Source organism: Vibrio sp. Makdt (genome assembly GCF_027587015.1).
GTDB classification, from domain to species: Bacteria; Pseudomonadota; Gammaproteobacteria; order Enterobacterales; family Vibrionaceae; genus Vibrio; species Vibrio chagasii_B.
The window spans coordinates 332,323-349,997 of the sequence record NZ_JAPPTH010000001.1 but is presented as its reverse complement, the minus strand read 5'-3'; the positions used below and the strand labels follow the sequence as shown (position 1 = coordinate 349,997).

General features: G+C 44.3%; 16 protein-coding genes. 12 read left to right on the top strand and 4 right to left on the bottom strand.

Annotated features, from left to right (window positions below; all coding sequences use genetic code 11):
* Positions 1-41: 41 nt before the first annotated feature.
* The 4 genes from hppD to maiA are packed head-to-tail and all read left to right on the top strand — an operon-like array spanning position 42 to position 4,032.
* Entirely contained in the window at positions 42-1,115 is a 1,074-nt protein-coding gene (gene hppD / locus OH460_RS01535; protein ID WP_269994423.1) for a 4-hydroxyphenylpyruvate dioxygenase, read from the top strand.
* Positions 1,108-2,238 carry a homogentisate 1,2-dioxygenase gene (locus OH460_RS01530; RefSeq protein ID WP_269994421.1) on the top strand — a complete coding sequence of 377 codons (1,131 nt, stop codon included), beginning with the start codon at positions 1,108-1,110 and terminating at the stop codon, positions 2,236-2,238. Before hppD ends, OH460_RS01530 begins: the two co-directional genes overlap by 8 nt.
* A 12-nt stretch (positions 2,239-2,250) precedes the next feature.
* Positions 2,251-3,288: a fumarylacetoacetate hydrolase family protein gene (locus tag OH460_RS01525; protein WP_269994419.1), complete on the top strand. Its 1,038-nt coding sequence runs from the start codon at positions 2,251-2,253 to the stop codon at positions 3,286-3,288.
* 54 nt (positions 3,289-3,342) lie between these two features.
* The gene (gene maiA, locus OH460_RS01520) at positions 3,343-4,032 is read left to right on the top strand and encodes a maleylacetoacetate isomerase (protein WP_269994417.1); all 690 of its coding nucleotides are present in this window, start codon (positions 3,343-3,345) and stop codon (positions 4,030-4,032) included.
* Between the two features lie 212 nt (positions 4,033-4,244).
* Here maiA and OH460_RS01515 read toward each other — a convergent pair whose 3' ends face one another.
* Together OH460_RS01515 and OH460_RS01510 are read right to left on the bottom strand one after the other, a co-directional pair.
* Positions 4,245-5,174: a carbamate kinase gene (locus OH460_RS01515; RefSeq protein ID WP_269994415.1), complete on the bottom strand. Its 930-nt coding sequence runs from the start codon at positions 5,172-5,174 to the stop codon at positions 4,245-4,247.
* Positions 5,175-5,779: 605 nt separating this feature from the next.
* Positions 5,780-7,762: an acetoacetate--CoA ligase gene (locus OH460_RS01510; RefSeq protein WP_269994413.1), complete on the bottom strand. Its 1,983-nt coding sequence runs from the start codon at positions 7,760-7,762 to the stop codon at positions 5,780-5,782.
* Positions 7,763-7,961: 199 nt separating this feature from the next.
* Between OH460_RS01510 and phhA the strand changes: the two genes are divergently transcribed.
* From phhA to OH460_RS01495, 3 genes are all read left to right on the top strand, one after another.
* Entirely contained in the window at positions 7,962-8,756 is a 795-nt protein-coding gene (gene phhA, locus OH460_RS01505; protein ID WP_269994411.1) for a phenylalanine 4-monooxygenase, read from the top strand.
* Positions 8,746-9,084 (top strand): 4a-hydroxytetrahydrobiopterin dehydratase, encoded by a 339-nt coding sequence (locus OH460_RS01500; RefSeq protein WP_269994409.1) that lies wholly within the window; start codon positions 8,746-8,748, stop codon positions 9,082-9,084. Before phhA ends, OH460_RS01500 begins: the two co-directional genes overlap by 11 nt.
* Before the next feature lie 143 nt (positions 9,085-9,227).
* On the top strand, positions 9,228-10,328 hold the full coding sequence (locus tag OH460_RS01495) for a Fic family protein (protein WP_443088670.1): 1,101 nt from the start codon (positions 9,228-9,230) through the stop codon (positions 10,326-10,328).
* A 148-nt stretch (positions 10,329-10,476) separates the two neighbouring features.
* On the opposite strand, the gene OH460_RS01490 is transcribed toward OH460_RS01495, so the two are convergent.
* Positions 10,477-11,727 (bottom strand): hypothetical protein, encoded by a 1,251-nt coding sequence (locus OH460_RS01490; RefSeq protein ID WP_171761973.1) that lies wholly within the window; start codon positions 11,725-11,727, stop codon positions 10,477-10,479.
* A 255-nt stretch (positions 11,728-11,982) separates the two neighbouring features.
* On the opposite strand from OH460_RS01490, the gene OH460_RS01485 reads away from it, so the two are divergent.
* Positions 11,983-12,192: a DUF3283 family protein gene (locus OH460_RS01485; protein WP_004736949.1), complete on the top strand. Its 210-nt coding sequence runs from the start codon at positions 11,983-11,985 to the stop codon at positions 12,190-12,192.
* A 96-nt stretch (positions 12,193-12,288) separates the two neighbouring features.
* On the top strand, positions 12,289-13,005 hold the full coding sequence (locus tag OH460_RS01480; protein ID WP_017072329.1) for a YebC/PmpR family DNA-binding transcriptional regulator: 717 nt from the start codon (positions 12,289-12,291) through the stop codon (positions 13,003-13,005).
* Positions 13,006-13,169: 164 nt separating this feature from the next.
* On the opposite strand, the gene OH460_RS01475 is transcribed toward OH460_RS01480, so the two are convergent.
* The gene (locus OH460_RS01475; protein WP_269994398.1) at positions 13,170-13,427 is read right to left on the bottom strand and encodes a DUF2798 domain-containing protein; all 258 of its coding nucleotides are present in this window, start codon (positions 13,425-13,427) and stop codon (positions 13,170-13,172) included.
* Between the two features lie 82 nt (positions 13,428-13,509).
* Between OH460_RS01475 and OH460_RS01470 the strand changes: the two genes are divergently transcribed.
* From OH460_RS01470 to OH460_RS01460, 3 genes are all read left to right on the top strand, one after another.
* The gene (locus OH460_RS01470) at positions 13,510-14,412 is read left to right on the top strand and encodes a LysR family transcriptional regulator (RefSeq protein ID WP_269994396.1); all 903 of its coding nucleotides are present in this window, start codon (positions 13,510-13,512) and stop codon (positions 14,410-14,412) included.
* Positions 14,413-14,425: 13 nt separating this feature from the next.
* Positions 14,426-15,301, top strand: coding sequence for an NAD(P)-dependent oxidoreductase (locus OH460_RS01465; RefSeq protein ID WP_269994394.1), 876 nt, complete (start codon positions 14,426-14,428; stop codon positions 15,299-15,301).
* Between the two features lie 261 nt (positions 15,302-15,562).
* The gene (locus tag OH460_RS01460) at positions 15,563-17,488 is read left to right on the top strand and encodes a hypothetical protein (RefSeq protein ID WP_269994392.1); all 1,926 of its coding nucleotides are present in this window, start codon (positions 15,563-15,565) and stop codon (positions 17,486-17,488) included.
* The last annotated feature ends 187 nt before the right edge of the window (positions 17,489-17,675 follow it).

The following is a 17,675-nucleotide window of genomic DNA, read 5'->3' as shown; positions in this document are numbered from 1 at the left end:
AAAAACGTAACACAAGACCGATAGGTACAAGGAGAAAGTTCATGGTGGAGTCATACAACCCGCTTGGTACGGATGGATTCGAGTTTGTTGAATACACAGCTGTCGACCACAAGGGAATTGAGCAACTTAAAGCGCTGTTTGTGTCACTTGGTTTTGCCGAGATTGCTAAGCACCGTTCAAAAGAGGCTTGGCTTTATCGACAAGGTGACATCAACTTTATCGTCAATGAACAGCCACACAGCCAAGCTGAAGCGTTCGCTAAAGTTCACGGCCCATCGGTGTGTGGCATGGCGTTTCGTGTTAACGATGCAACCACGGCAATGACGCGGGCGTCTAGCGGTGGTGGTGAAGAGTACAAGACAGAAATCGGGCCAATGGAGCTGAGCATTCCAGCTATTTACGGTATTGGTGAAAGTTTGCTTTATTTCGTAGACCGTTACGGCAAGCAGAGCATCTATGATGTTGATTTCCGATTCTATGACGATGCGGAAGAGCGCATGGCAAAAGCTGATGTAGGCCTCTACGAGATCGACCACCTTACGCACAACGTGAAACAAGGCAATATGGATCTGTGGTCTGGTTTTTATGAGCGTATCGGTAACTTTCGCGAGATTCGTTACTTTGATATCGAAGGTAAGCTGACAGGCCTTGTGAGCCGCGCAATGACCTCCCCATGCGGCAAAATCCGCATTCCTATCAATGAGTCTTCAGATGATAAATCACAAATTGAAGAGTTCATCCGCGAATACAACGGTGAAGGCATTCAACACATCGCGCTTGCTACGGATGACATCTACAAAACAGTGAAAACCCTGCGTGATCGCGGCATGGACTTTATGCCAACTCCAGATACTTACTATGAGAAAGTCGATGAGCGCGTTAAAGGCCATGGTGAAGACACCGATCTGCTACGCGAACTGCGTGTTCTGATTGATGGCGCACCAACTAAAGACGGCATCTTGCTGCAAATTTTCACACAGACGGTTATTGGGCCTGTGTTCTTTGAAATCATTCAGCGTAAAGGCAATGAAGGCTTTGGCGAAGGCAACTTCAAGGCGCTGTTTGAATCGATTGAAGAGGACCAGATTCGTCGAGGAGTATTAGACGATGCATAAATGGATCTCGTTTCCTCATCGGGAGGGGGTGTGTTCTAAACAAGCGCATGCCGACTTCCCCGAAGAGGCAATCTATGAGCGAGAGGCGGGCCGAAGTGGTTTCTTCGGCCCTGCCGCTCACTTCCATCACCAACATGCGCCAACAGGTTGGTCTGAGTGGGAGGGCGACTTACGCCCTCGCGCTTTTGATTTTACGCTGGTGGACAAAGCCAGCCAGATAACCCCTTGGGCTGTGCCTCATCTTTTGCACAACGCGGACTGCAAAATCCGTGTATGGCGTATGGATGAGAAGATGGATTTCTTGGTACGTAACTCCGATGGCGATGAGCTACTGTTCATTCACCAAGGCAGGGCTGATCTCTATTGCGACTATGGTCACTTAGAGGTGAGTGAAGGGGATTACGTGATGATCCCGCGCTCAACCAATTGGCGCTTGGAGCCAAGTGAGCCGATGTTCATCTTGATGATTGAGAACACCGACGCGGCTTATTCCTTGCCAGAGAAGGGCATGGTCGGCAATCACGCGGTGTTTGATCCAGCGGTTCTTGAAATACCATCGATCAACGATCAATTCCGCGCTCAGTATTCAGAAGATCAAACTCAAGTTCAGGTAAAACGCCACGACAAAGTCAGCGTGATCACTTATCCGTTCAATCCTTTAGACGCGATTGGCTGGCATGGTGACTTGGCTGTGGTGAAAGTGAACTGGCGCGATATCAGACCGCTGATGTCACATCGCTACCACTTGCCACCGTCTGCACACACGACCTTTGTTGGCGAAGGCTTTGTGGTGTGTACCTTTGTGCCGCGCCCGATTGAGAGCGACCCCGGTGCGCTGAAAGTGCCGTTTTACCACAACAATGATGATTACGACGAAGTGCTTTTCTATCACGCTGGAGACTTCTTCAGTCGCGATAATATTGAAGCGGGAATGGTGACTTTCCACCCTGCGGGCTTCACTCATGGACCTCACCCGAAAGCCTTTAAGGCTGGGCAAGCGTATAAGAAAAAGTTCACCGACGAAGTGGCTGTGATGATTGATACCCGCCATGCACTGCAGTTCTCTGACGAACTCGATAGCGTTGAGAACAAAGAATATGTCTACAGTTGGCAAGAGAAGTAAGGGGCAACAAGGATGAAATTAGCAACCAAGAAAAATGGTACTCGCGACGGTCTATTGATGGTCGTGAGTAGAGACCTCAAACAGTGTGTGCCAGCGACGGAGATTTTCCACGCGATGCATCTGGCGCCAACCATGCAAGTCGCTCTGGATAACTGGGAAAGCGTTGCACCTCTGCTAGAGGAGTTATACACCTCGCTCAACACTGGCCATGTGACGGGCAGTGAAGTGTTTGCGCCTCAATATTGTGAATCGCCTCTGCCACGCGCTTATCAATGGGCAGATGGCAGCGCGTATGTAAACCACGTTGAGCTGGTGCGTAAGGCTCGTGGTGCTGAAATGCCAGAAAGCTTCTGGGTTGACCCGCTTATGTATCAAGGCGGCTCAGATGCCTTTATTGGGCCACGTGACAACATTGAATTTTCCAGTGACGAATGGGGTATCGATTTCGAGGGTGAAGTTGCGGTTGTTACCGGAGATGTGCCAATGGGAGCAAGCGCCAAGCAAGCGCATGATTCGATTCGTCTGCTAATGTTGGTGAATGATGTGTCGCTGCGTGGTTTGATTCCGGCTGAGCTCGCTAAGGGCTTTGGTTTCTTCCAGTCTAAGCCTTCTTCGGCGTTCTCTCCGGTTGCTGTTACGCCCGATGAGCTGGGTGAACAGTGGAAAGGGAGCAAAGTGCACCTGCCACTGACTTCAACCTACAACGACACACCTTTTGGTTGTCCAAATGCCGGTGTGGATATGACTTTCAATTTTGCCGAGTTGGTTGTGCATGCTGCGAAAACTCGACCACTGTCGGCAGGGGCGATCATAGGTTCGGGCACGGTATCGAACAAGCAAGGCACTGACCACGGCACCTCAATTTCGGAAGGTGGAGTGGGCTACTCCTGCATTGCTGAAGTACGCATGATAGAGACGATTCGTGATGGTAAGCCGTCGACTCAATTTATGTCGTTTGGTGACTCGATTCGTCTAGAGATGTTCGATGCAGCGGGTGACTCGATCTTTGGCGCGATTGACCAAAAAGTCAGTCAATATCGACCACGCTAATTACAATGACAAGAGTAAAACCACAGAGAGGCACGTTATGAACGAGGGCTCTTTATGAACAAGAAAATCACACTCTATGGTTATTGGCGCTCTTCGGCAGCCTATCGAGTGCGTATTGGGTTGAACCTAAAGCAGCTTAGCTATGAGTCGAAATCGGTGCATTTGGTGCGTAACGGCGGCGAGCAGCATGATCCACAATATCGCGAGCTCAATGCCAGTGAATTAGTGCCAGTGCTGGTGGATGGTGAAGTTAAGCTCAATCAGTCGCTGACGATATTGCAATACTTAGACGAAAGCTATTTGTGTGAGAGCTACCCAGATACCTTGTTGATCCCTGAGCAATCACCACTGCGCTATCAAGCGTTGGCGATGGCTCAGGATATTGCGATGGAAATTCACCCTCTCAATAACCTGCGCGTGTTGCAGTATTTGGAGCGAGAATTGTCGTGCGAACAAGAAGCGAAAATGGAATGGCTTCACTATTGGATGAGCCAAGGGTTCCGTGCATTAGAAGAGAAACTGGCGAAGCGCAGAAAAGCGCATGGCGACTCGGTATATAGCCTCACAGATTCGCCTTGTATCGTCGATATTTGCTTAGTACCGCAAGTCTACAATGCACTGCGTTTTGGCGTTGATATGTCGCCTTATCCACTAATTAACTCTATTGTAGCAGCGTGTAACCAGTTACCCGCGTTCATTGATGCGATGCCAGAGAATCAGGCGGATGCGAACGAGTCCATGTAGATTCGCTGATGTAAACGCAAATACTCGCCGATTGCGCTACCAAAACCGTTTCTTGAAAGAAGCGGTTTCCAAAATTAAATATATTAAATGCAGTAAGTGTATGAATATTTATCCCGTTTAGCACTAATATTGAACTAATAAAAAAGCCTCGTTATTAAATAAGAGGCTTTAACCCAAGGTTTTATATTTTTGGTGATTATCATTAGATAATATTAATAATAAACAACACCTTCGCCTTTCGTAATCAGAGTACCAGCTTCATTGGTAATTATCTTATCTAAATCAAATAATGAACCAATCGCCGCATTACCCAATCCAGCTTCAACGAATTTACAAACAGCATCAATTTTTGGCCCCATAGAACCAGCAGGGAATGAAAATTCTGTTAAACCAGCAGGCGTTGCTTGCTTCATTTCTGCTTGGTCTTCTTTACCATAGTTACGGAAAATCGAACCATCGGTTAAGATAATAAATAAGTCGGCATGGATTTTTTCAGCCAGTAATTCAGCCGTAAGATCTTTGTCAATTACGCACTCTACGCCAGTACTCTTACCATGCTCAATACTCACGGGAACACCGCCGCCGCCACAAGCGATAACAAGATTTTCTGTATCTAGAAGAGTTTCAATTTGCTGAATTTCAACAATGTTTTTTGGCATAGGAGAAGGCACAACGCGGCGGTAGTACTCGCCATCAGCTTTAAACTGCATTGTGCTTTGAGCCATTAACTCTTTAGCTCGTTGCTCTGTATATACAGGGCCAACAAATTTAGTCGGGTTAGCAAACGCAGGGTCTTTTTTGCATACTTCAGTTTGCGTGACTAGCGTCGCTACGTCTAATTCAGGGTCAATGTTTCTTAGTTCTTGCTGTAACATATAGCCCACCATGCCACAGGTTTGAGAGCCGAGTACATCCATTGGATACGGGGTCGTCTCTGGTGAATATTCGTTATAAGCCGCGTTTTGTTCCATCAACAAACCTACTTGTGGGCCATTACCATGAACGATAACAATCTCATGCTCGCGTGCGATCGCGGCAATACTCGCCGCTGATTTTATTATATTTTCACGTTGATTCTCAGCCGTTAATGCTTGGCCTCTTGCTAAAAGAGCGTTACCGCCTAAAGCTAATACTATGCGCATGATAATTTCTCCGATCATTTAATAATGATTTTATTTTACGTAGGGATTAACCGCTTGTTATTTATAATTTAATTCAAGCTTATTAATTAAAATGACTAGGTTTTCAATTACACTTATGTAATTAACATGCCGAGATAGTATGGGAAAATAACCGTTCTAAATGTGATAGCTATCAAATTATCATTTCACTAGAAATGGGCCTGTGTAAACGGAAATTATTATAATTCGATTAAATATCCATAAGCTTGAATACAACCCAGTGGTGGACTCTTTTTTTGTATAAATGATTCGTCTTTAGTGAATATTATCTCAGGCTATAAAATGATTAATTTTCTATTTTTGTTTTAAATATGATGAGCAGATCGCATTAAGAGCTTTAGAAAAGGCAGGGGGCCATACTGAGGCGAGGATTCACGAGCTTAAATAGTCGTTTAGATTCGTTTTTTATCGGCCTATCAAGGGCTGCTTAAAGTGTTCAGTACTTAATACTTCTCCTGTTGCTTGTTTCATTCAGTCATCGGTTTCAATCGGCTGCCTTTACTCCTAGTTTGATCTGGCAGCCAAGTGAAAATTCGAGATAGTTAGCCACTTTCTAAGGCTCAATGCTAGAGCAAAACAACGCGTTTTATCTCTTCTAAGACTTCGGCGTTAGCGATTGCTCCGAGGTTTTCTACATCCTTGCCATTTACTACCTGTTTCACCGCTAATTCCACCAGTTTTCCTGAGCGTGTTTTTGGCACGTCGCTGATAGTAAAAATTTGGCTTGGTACATGCCTTGGTGAACAAGAGGATTTGAGCTTGTGCTTAATGGCGGCCAATAGCGTTTCATTGAGAACCACACCTTGCTGCAGTTGAACAAACAACCAAATCTGCTCATTGCGGTCGACATCTTTACCGACGGCGATGGAATCTATGATGCCCTCAATCGTGTTCACTTGTTGGTAGATCTCAGCAGTACCAATACGAACACCTCCAGGGTTGAGCGTAGTGTCACCTCGCCCGTAGAACAGATAACCGCCATGCACGCTTTGTGCGACTTCGTCACCGTGGTGCCATACATTTTCGAATCTATCCCAATAAGTGCTGTGGTAGCGCTCTCCGGTGTCATTCCAGAAGCCAAAAGGGAAGTTGGGGAGGGAATTCGTACAGACCAGTTCACCACGTTCGTGATCGACTTTATGGCCCGTTGAATTGAATACCTTGATGTCGACGCCAAGCCCGGCCTGTTGGCACTCACCGCGATACACTGGTGATATAGGGTTACCTAACACAAAGCACCCGCAAATATCCGTGCCGCCAGAAATGGATGCTAAATGTAGGTCTTGCTTGATGTGTTTGTAAACGAAATCAAACTGCTCTGGGTAAAGCACTGACCCAGTTGAACACAGTGTTCTCAAATGAGGCAGAGAGTGACTGTCGATAGGCGAGACTTCAGCCTTCTCAATCGCCTCTAGATACTTGGCAGATGTACCAAACAGCGACACATCGGCGCGCTGTGCCAAGTCCCACAGCACATTAGGCTGCGGGTAAACAGGGCTGCCATCAAAGATCACCAAGCAAGCACCGCTGGCAAGTGCAGAAACGTGCCAGTTCCACATCATCCAACCACATGTGGTGTAGTAGAAAACGCGATCTTTCGGTTTGACATCGTTGTGCAGTTGATGCTCTTTTAAGTGGTTGATGATGGTGCCGCCAACAGAGTGCACTATGCACTTTGGCTTACCTGTGGTTCCAGAAGAGTAGAGCACAAACAGCGGCTCATTGAAGCCGATACGTACAAATCGAACAGGCTGTGGCTGGTAATGATTGATGATGTTGTGCCAGCTTTGTAGCGACACATCATGCTCAAAATTATTCTTTTTTAAATAGCCGATCTGACACACTTGTTTTAGCTCACTGAGGTGCTCAATGATGGCTCTGTTCTTGTCTGCCATATCAAATGTTTTACCATTGAAGGTGTAACCATCGCAGGTGAATAGCACCTTGGGTTTCACTTGGCCAAACCGCTCAACCACACTCTCAACGCCAAAATCAGGCGAGGTTGACGTCCAAATCGCACCTAAGCTGGTGGTCGCGAGCATGGCTATCACGGTTTGTGGCAGGTAGGGCGTATACGCAGCAACCACATCACCTTGCCCGACGCCGCTATCAACAAGCCATTGCTGAACGTTGGAGACAGCTTCACAAAGGGCTTTCCATGTGTAGCTCTGCTGCTCACCATGCTCATTCTCAAACCAAATCGCGCGCTCGTCAGGCATGGTTTGCGCCAAGCGCAACAAGTTCTCGGCATAGTTTACTTGCGCATTCGGAAACCAAACGGCATCACGATTCGATTTAGGCTGCTGCCAGCGGCTCTCACCTTGTGTTTTGACGTCATCCCCTTGTGAGCCAACCACGCCACAAAACTGCCATACGTTTTGCCAAAACGACTCCGGCTGCTCCACAGACCATTGATGAAGATCCGTGTAGTTTTTCAATTTCCGCTCGAATACGCCCTGTTGATCGAGGTTATCCATAAATCGGGTTACGTTGGCGTGTGCGATACGCTGGTCACTGGGTTGCCAAATTGGCTTATTGCTCTCGTGCATTCCTTTACCTTTAACAAAAAGTTAACGATTTCAGTCTGGTATTTAGGTTTTACAAAGTCAAAAGATCAGCAAAAGAAGGGGCTGTCGGAATTGTGTAAATAAAATGTTACACGATCATCCGTTTCGAAAAATCGTGCAAATTGGCGGATATAAGGAGTGGAGATAGGCTTAAAGTGAGACATTCGAAAGGAGGTGTGTAATGACTCAATATCATTCTAAGCCCGTGAGCCAAGAGGGATGGGTTGAGTGGAGCCTCGAAGAAGACGCCATTTGGCACGACTTAGTGAAAAGGCAACTGGACGTCATTAATGACCGCGCATGCGATGCTTATTTGCACGGTCTGACCTTGCTGGATCTGCCATTAGACAGAGTTCCCCAGCTGCCAGAGATAAACAAAGTGCTAATGGAAACAACAGGTTGGCAAGTTCAGCCTGTGCCTGCATTGATCGATTTCGACCGATTCTTTGATTTGCTCGCCAATAAGAAATTCCCAGTGGCGACATTTCTGAGAACGCGAGACGAGTTCGATTACTTACAAGAACCTGATTTCTTTCATGAAATTTTCGGTCACTGTGCCATGCTCACTAATGCCGATTTCGCGGCTTTCACTGAGCATTATGGAAAACTAGGCCAAGCCGCTACATCCAAACAGCGTGCTTATCTGGCCCGTTTGTATTGGTTTACGGTCGAGTTCGGTTTAGTAAAAGAGGGCGATAGATTGAAAATCTACGGCGGCGGAATTCTCTCTTCTCCAGCAGAAACTAACTATGCGTTGGAAGGAGATATGGCCGTTCGTGAGCGTTTCGATTTACAAACGGTGCTAAGAACCCCTTATCGCATCGACATCATGCAACCGAAATATTATGTGATTAATGATCTGGCTGAGCTATTTCAAATCAGTCAAGAAAACCTGTTACAGCAAGCAGATCTCGCGATTGATGCGGGATTACTACCACCACTTTTTGAACCCAAGGAACCGACACATGTTGAATGAACTAAAATGCGAAGCCTGTAGTATCGATTCGATTGCCCTGACTAAAGATGAACAACAGTCGCTATTGTTGGAGTTGTCTGATTGGCAAATCATCGAAAGAGACGGCATCCCGCAGCTTGAAAAGGTATACAAGTTTAAGAACTACAAGCAAGCATGGGCATTCAGTAATAAGGTGTCAGAGTTGGCAGAAGAAGAGTTCCATCATCCTTCTATTTTATTGGAGTGGGGTAAAGTTACAGTCACTTGGTGGAGCCACTCAATCAAAGGCCTACACAAAAATGACTTCATCTGTGCTTCACGCTGCGATGTGTTCGCGGAAAGTGAATAGTCATTCTGGGCTGGAGAGGTACTTCTCCAGCCTCAATGATTTGAATATCCCATTATTCGGCTCACTTTGTGATTTGAATAATGACCTTAAACACCTCATAATGTGATTTGAATAAGTAATATTTTCGCATCATGGGGCGTAATATGTGGATTTGGCAGCAAGATAATTGGCCAAACTTTGTTTGGGATAATCAGAGAATAGGCGTGAGGTTAAGAGAAGTTCGGCTTAATCAGGGCATTTTATTGGGCAAGATTACCTCTCAATCTGCAGACCAAACGCAAACAATGCTCGATACTTTGCTAGCGAACATTGTCCACTCCAGTGCGATAGAAGGAGAAAAGCTGAATGCCTTCTCTGTTCGTTCTTCTTTAGCCAACAAACTTGGCGTGAGTGAAGAGCGACCTTTTCCTACGACAGAACAAACCGATGGCCTAGCTGAAATTATGTTGGATGCGGTGCAGAACCTAACAGAGCCACTAGCGCTTGATAGGATCTTACATTGGCACGATAGACTGTTTCCTCAAGGCTACACCATGTTTAACCCTGTAGTTGGAGGTCAGCTACGAGGTGACGCTCCGATGCAAGTGGTATCAGGAAGAATTGACCGCCCAACCGTGCACTTTGAAGCGCCTAGCCGAGACATTCTTGATGCTGAGCTAGATACATTTATCACATGGTTTAATGATTCACTTACCGACGCTACACTCGATCCCTTACTTAGAGCTGCGATAACTCACCTTTGGTTTATCACCTTACACCCGTTAGATGATGGTAATGGTCGTATTACTCGATTGTTAACCGACTTGGCGTTAGCACAAGCAGAGAAGCAATCGGTACGTTTCTATGCGATGTCGGTGGGGATACTTGCTAATCGCAAACATTATTACGAGATATTGGAGCGAACCCAGAAAGGGGGACTCGATATCAGCGATTGGTTGATGTGGTTCTTAGATACATTAGACGAGACGTTTACAGGCGTTTTCGCTGAGGTCGATCAAACCATTTATAAAGCCAACTATTGGCGAAGCATCGACCAAACTAAGCTTACTGTAGAGCAAGTGAAAGTGCTTAATAGAATGCTTGATGGTGATTTCTCAGAAGGTATCAATGCTAGTCAATATAAAAAGGTAGCAAAGGTGAGTAGTGCCACAGCAACACGTCATTTGAGCGCTTTGACTGAGAATAGCTGCTTAGTTAAATCTGGTTCTGGTGGCAGAAGCACCCGCTATCTGTTGCCGAAGTAGGGTTTATACACTCATACTCATTTCTATACTTAAAACCTGCCAATGTTCTAACCGAATACTGGCAAGCTTTTTGGTTCTAGAGTGTGGTGTATCTGTGGTTTAGCTCTAGGAGGAAGGTACAGATAGCTCCATTGTTTTTAGACCAGATTTAACTGAAATTACAGTACTTTTTTGCAATTTGTAAGGTCTTGATGCGAGAGTCAATATCTTCTAATTGCCTAGGAGACGATACAAAGTCGTTAAAGTCGCTAACCGTTTTGAATCTGAAAGGGTTGCTCAAGTATAATTTGATACAATTTTCAAAAACATTCATCAGCTCAAAACACTTGATACTGTAATCGTTGCCGTTAATCCCAGCATGCATTGCTCTGTTTCGAACTTCCCTAGAAGCTTTCATTTTCTCTACAGTCAACTCTTTATCTATATAGAAAGAGCTTATCCTTTTAGATAGCTCACTTGTATTGTCCGCTGATAGCAATACTTCGAAGACAGACCAAAGTTTAGTGAAACGAAACTCCCCATCATTTATGTCCAGAGCTTCAATGTATAAAATCAAGCACTTTTTAATGTGCTCTTGAATATTGCTATTTCTATATCGTTTTAAAAAGGTGTCTAATAAATCGTCTAAAGGCCTAACATCGATTTGACGAGTTGTTGATGGCTCATACTCTTTTTCATACCAAAACGCTGATTTTTCATTAGGTTTAAAATCAACAGAGTGTAGCGTGTGAAATCTACCAGTTTTTATTTTTGAGGAAGATGGGTACCTGTCTTCATGTTTCCATGCCAGGAACGATATGGATTTAACTAAACTGAGTTGCACTAATGCTCGATAAACAGAAAGTATGTTTAGTGCCTTTGTTATCGCAGCTTGTTCATTATGGGCATCTACAGTAATGATTACATAAGTATGTTGAGATACTTCTTGTTTCTCGTATAAGTTTTTATACTCTTTTGTGTTATCAAAAACCACATCACGTTTGCGTTTTGCTGCTTTAGGAAGTTCATTATAGAACTTCAGATTACACTCATTAATCGTCCTAGATTTTAGAATCCCACCTTTCAACGTCATGCTAACAGAGGTAATTATTTTGAACTTTTGTTTGTTCATTAGGATTTTTGCACATTCTTTTTCGTAGTTATGGAATGCTTTTTTATAAGTCGCTTCTTGTGTTTTACACTCCTTATCTTTCAAGGCTGAAATATACGCATTGCGAAAAAAATGAATCTTATCTGAAGCTGTCAATGAGGTGTGTTTTTTATCATATGAAAGGATGTTATCAATTAGGATATCGGAGTTCATTTCCCAACTATACTGGCCTTGCCCATTTTTTTTGATTGTTGTAGAAAGCTCCTTTAATAATAAACGTGTTTTCTTTATCTGTGACTCGTAATTCATTGAAATATCCACCCAAATATAGTTTCAACATTCTATACGTATCCTAATTACTCAACAATATCCATATAGCAAAGCTTAACTTAAATGACCCTGCCACTTTCGACCAAGCGCACTTTTCCTAAACTAGCTTGACCTACATCAGCACTTGCCTGGTTTCCTGTCTCATAAATCCTTTCTGCTACTCATAGTATTGGTTTTATGAGGCTGCTCTATGATATATTTCTCGGCCAAGTGTATTACAGACGAAGGCGACTAATGTCTATCAACCTTTCACTCCTTCCACCCAGCGAGAAAAACAAAATCGAACTGGATAAGCAGGCATCGTTTCTAGTATGGAAATTGAAGCAGGCTAAATGTGGCCCTGAAGCCATTGTTGAAGAAGCAATGAAGCTCGGTGACCCAGATGAAAAGGCGTGGTTTGAACAGTCTGTAGAAAAATACAAACGAGTAATGGGCGTCGCATAACCGCAGACAAACCTTGCTCAGCAAAGCTGTAGAATTGAAATGACACAGTAATTTGCTAGAATTTGCCCCGTTAATTGAATCAGAGAGAAGATCCCGATGGGAAGAAGTTTTGAAGTGCGCAAAGCCTCAATGGCTAAAACTGCTGGCGCAAAAATTAAAGTTTATTCCAAATACGGTAAAGAAATTTACATGTGTGCGAAGAATGGTGGTTCAGATCCAGACATGAACCTGTCGCTTAAGCACCTTATTGCTAAAGCGAAGAAAGACCAAGTTCCTGCACACGTTATCGACAAAGCGATCGACAAAGCAAACGGCGGCGGTGGTGAAGACTACGCTCCAGCTCGTTACGAAGGCTTTGGCCCAGGCGGTACAAGCGTAATCGTTGACTGTCTAACTGACAACGGCAACCGTACTTTCCAAGACGTTCGCCAATGTTTCGTTAAAACTGGCGCGAAAATCGGTGTTGAAGGTTCTGTTTCTCACATGTTCGCTCACCAAGCTGTATTCCAGTTCAAAGGTGAAGACGACGAGATCATCCTAGAAACACTAATGATGGACGACGTAGACGTAACAGACGTTGAGCTAGAAGATGGTGTAATCACTGTATTCGCTCCAACAACTGAGTTCTTCAAAACGAAGACTGCACTAACTAACGCGTTCCCTGAGCTAGTTCTAGATGTTGAGGAAATCACTTTCGTTCCTCAAACTATGACGCCGGTAGCGGAAGAAGATTCTGAGAAGTTCCAGAAGTTCTTAGACATGCTTGACGACTGTGATGATGTTCAGCAGGTTTACCACAACGCTGAGCTGTAATTTTTACAGTTACAACAGTTAATAAAAAACCGAGCCTAGTGCTCGGTTTTTTTATGTCTGCCAATTTACCTTGATCATTGTTCCGCCGGAACGATGAAAAAATCGGCGCTTTTAGACTTCAATCATTACAAAAAACCACTCATCACAAAACCTTTCATCGCGCCCTAATCATCACATAGCTCCATTTGGGGTTGTTGTGACTCTCTTGGTTTACATATCCATTCTGCGAGCTTTTTCACTTGCGGCAGTAACGTTAGGCTCAAGGTTAATGCGCATGGCCACGCGACTAAAAAGCTGTTGAACCAAACTGGCGGCCAATCGTGGCTGAAGCCCATCTTGGTGCCTGAAATAATGCCTGACATCAGCGTTGCCATGACGAGTGAAGATAGTATCGCAGTGACATAGTGAAGTTTTTTATTCATCTCTGCTCCTAATGATTTTTCCTGTTTGTTGAGTTAAGGTTACTCGTATCCACTAATGAGAAAAATAGGCACATAAAGAACTATGAATTCCATATATGGAAACATTGATGATCTGTTTTTATTTTGTGCTGTGGTGGAAAAGGGCTCTCTGCTCTCAGCTTCACGTTCGCTGCAACTCCCTGTTTCTACCATGTCCCGCCGCTTGTCCGCGTTAGAAGAGCGCCTCGGTATTCGTCTGCTTGAGAAAAAGGGACGTGAGTTGGTGGCGACTAAAGATGGCGAAGCCGCATTCCAGTCGCTCAGTAGTGGTATGGAGTCGCTGCAGGCGGGCTTTTTGGATTTGGTCAAAGGCAAAGATGTTATTCAAGGCAAGATCAAGCTGACTGTCCCGCACAACTTTTATGGCAGCTTTCTGAGCAATACTATCGAGAGCTTTTTGATTCAGTACCCTAAGGTACAGCTCGATCTGGTGTTAAGTCAGCAGCATTTAGTCCCAGAAACCGATCGGGATCTGTTGGTGACATTTAACATCTCAAACCTTGAAGGGATGATTGCGCGCCCGCTGTTTAAGGCTAAACATGGTTTCTTTACCACTGAGAGATATCTGCAGCGTAAAGGAGCGATTACCACACCACAACAGCTGGCGCAGCAGGACTGGGTCAGTGTTGACCATGTTACTGATATCCCCCTTTATAAAGATGATAAGTTAGAGCAGAACATTACCATTCAACCTAAGTTTGTAGTCAATGACATCCACAGAGTCGCGGAAGCGGTGGAAAACGGTTTAGGTGTAGCCTCACTACCTTTTCGTCATATCTCGCCCAATATGGATCTCATTCAGCTGCTACCTGAGTATCACCGAGGTGACCGTCAGGCGTATTTAGTGTACAAAGAGAGAAAATATCAGCCTAAGGCGTTGACGCTACTGATTGATGCACTGATTGAGAGCATTCGATCTTTTCATAACGAAGCGCCCGCCTCATAAAAAGGAGCAACAAATGAAAGTAAGTTTTATCGGACTGGGTGTTATGGGTTTCCCAATGGCAGGTCACCTAGTTAAGGCCGGTTTCGAGGTGACGGTATTTAACCGTACTCACAGCAAAGCAGTAGATTGGGCTGATAAATATCAAGGTAAAGCCGCTGAGAGCGTAGCGGAGTGTGTAGCTGAGGCGGATGTTGTTCTTGTTTGTGTGGGTAATGACGATGATGTTCGTAGCATGACGACGAGCGAAACAGGGGCATTGGCGGCGATGAAGCCAAATGCGATTCTTGTCGACCACACCACGACGTCAGCACTGTTATCGGAAGAGCTTGAAGTTGCCGCGAACAAAGCAGGCGTTCGCTTTATGGATGCACCAGTGTCTGGTGGCCAAGCGGGCGCAGAAAACGGCGTGTTAACTATCATGTGTGGTGGTGAACAAGCGCTATTCAACGACCTTCAACCTGTGTTCGAAGCTTACGGAAAATCGTCGGTTCTGATGGGTAAAGTCGGCCAAGGTCAACGCGCAAAAATGGTTAACCAGATCTGCATTGCTGGTGTGTTGAATGGCTTATCTGAAGGTTTAGTGCTTGCTGAAAAATCAGGTTTGGATATCCCAACGCTGGTTGATTGCCTTAAAAATGGCGCGGCTGGCTCGTGGCAGATGGAAAACCGCGCGACCACTATGGCGCAAGACAAGTTCGATTTCGGCTTCGCCATTGATTGGATGATCAAAGACTTAGGTTTCTGCTTAGATGAAGCGGAGCGCCAAGGCGTGAAACTCCCTCTGACTGAAAAGACCAACAACGCGTACAAAGCACTGTCGGCACAAGGTGAAGGCCGCATGGATACCTCGGTGTTAATGAAAGCCGTGGTTGAAGAATCGAAGAAATAGAAAATAGAAGCTTCGTATAGATAACTAAAAATAGCCGCTGATTAGCGGCTATTTTTGTATGGGTTAGGGGAATGTTTGAGTCGTAAATTTGTTGGGCTACCTATTCTGATATCTATTTCAACTTCCACCCCTTTCGCTTTTTCTGCGATTCATTCTGAGGAATAAGCCATTTTTAAGAGTGGCGTAAAATGATAAATAACATGATTTGGTTCATTTAGGATCGCTCTGAATTTAATCATTACAAATTTAGGCTTACCCCAAATGAACATAAAATTTAGCTCTCTTGCAATGGCAATAATAGGAAGTATCTCTTTGATGGGATGCTCTGACTCTGATGACTCAAGTTCTCCGAGCGAACCTTCGACAATGAGCACCACGGTTACACTATCAAATAGTGAAAACCTATCATCACAAGATCAGTTCAATCATCATGTGACTTCTGAAGGTTACGTATTACATGTTACTGATAACACCGGGGTAGAGCAGCAAATTAGCGAACTTAAATTAAATGAACCGGTAGAGGTTACATTTTCAGGCTCAGCATTATTAACCGTCTCTCACCCTAATGATATTGATAGTGTTCAGATGAGTTACACGCTAGCTGCAGACGCCACGACAGTAAATAGTGAGTCACCGGTGACAATCCCGATGAACAATGATTCTTGGCAAGCGATTTCAGTTGATTGTAACAATGTGAATGCAGCTCAATTAGGGATGGTGCAGGGTACCTGTGAAGATAAAACTGCCGTAACTTTTTATCAAAAAGGTGAAGCTGCAGATTTGGTTGTTTCCATGACTGATGGTGTTGTAGCTTATCAAGCGATAGAAGAGTCGAGTGATGTTGGGATGCATGATTACTATGAGATGAACTTGTCTGCAGAGTCTGAAGTAAACAATGCATGTTCTAACTCGGTAAGCACAACTTCCGAGCATTTTGCTATGGATTATCATTGTGTAACAGTTGAAAGTGAGGAGCTAAGTGACTTTGTAGTGAAAAGCGCAGATGAAATTAGCTATTCCTTTGATGAGGAAGGCAATACTATTTACCACGTAGCGAGCTATGCAAAAGAGGGATCCTCTTCTATTCATTCAAATTCTGGCGTTCTTGATTCCGAATACAATGTCATTACATTACATGGACCCCACGTAAGTTCTGGATACCCGCTAGAAGCTTATAAAGAACCAACCGTAGATATTGAAAATATAAACAATCCAGAAGAAGGGTGGATGAATATCTATCTCGACAATGCGAGTAAGCATACCGATAAAATGGCGTTTATTGTTTACTTCGGAGAGGGGGGAGTCGTCTCTGAGGTTAAGACTAACATTGCCGATAAACCAACTTTGAGTTGGAATGAATTCGTAGATACTTATGGTAAGAACCTTGTGAATTCATCTTTTGTTATGAACGACTTAGACATGACATCGATCCTTCAATGTGTTTTGGGGGCTGAAGATGAAAGTAATGCGATCATAAAAGATGTGACGCAAGGTGATCTCAGTCGAATTGATGAGGAGTGTTTGAAGGAGTTGATTTCAGAAATTCAAACTGAAGGTATAGAGCAATTGCACATCGGTAATATGTTTTGGCGTTCAAATAGCACCTCTGTTAATGGAACGCCTTACACAGATGAAGTCCGTTTAGATATCCGTAAGTTTGATGTAGGCTTGATTCAAGAAGAGGCGCTGGCGTCAAGTGTACATCAGCAAAATAGCCGCGGACTGACTTCTTTTGTGTTTGATGGTGATACGACGGCGATTACATGGGACGTTGAGGAGCCAAAAGTATGGATAAACTATAGAGATGAAGGCAAAACCATCGGTGATTATAAAGAGGGTATTGATTCTTTAATTACAAACAACCTAGTCGGAAATCCGGGCAGTTACATCAATATATATCTAACAAGTACTGACTCTGATGGGTTAACTGTAGGTCGCTGTGTCACATTGAGAGAAAGTGATGGGAAACACGCTTTGTTTAAACCTAAAGAAAACGGCGCAGCAACATGTTCTTATGACTACTTGGATGAGGATAACCTGACCTTAGATGAGATTGTCGATCGAACGACTGACTTTACAATTAAAACCGACTATTTTGATGCTCTGGATAGAGGTAACTTTTTCTGGCGAGGAAAAGGTATGACATTTAATTTAGCGACATTACAGGATTACAACCTTAGCAACTAATCCCCCCCAAAGAGCCACAATGAAGCTTATTTTATTGTGGCTTTTTAGTCTTATCTGTCCATTGCTTTCTGATTCATCTCCGCTCTTCATCGTTTCGCTTGTTTTATATCTTATCTTCTTCATTCACGTCTTCACTCAACCATTCACTCCTCATTATTACCATTCGTCGCATTGATAAAACGACGTG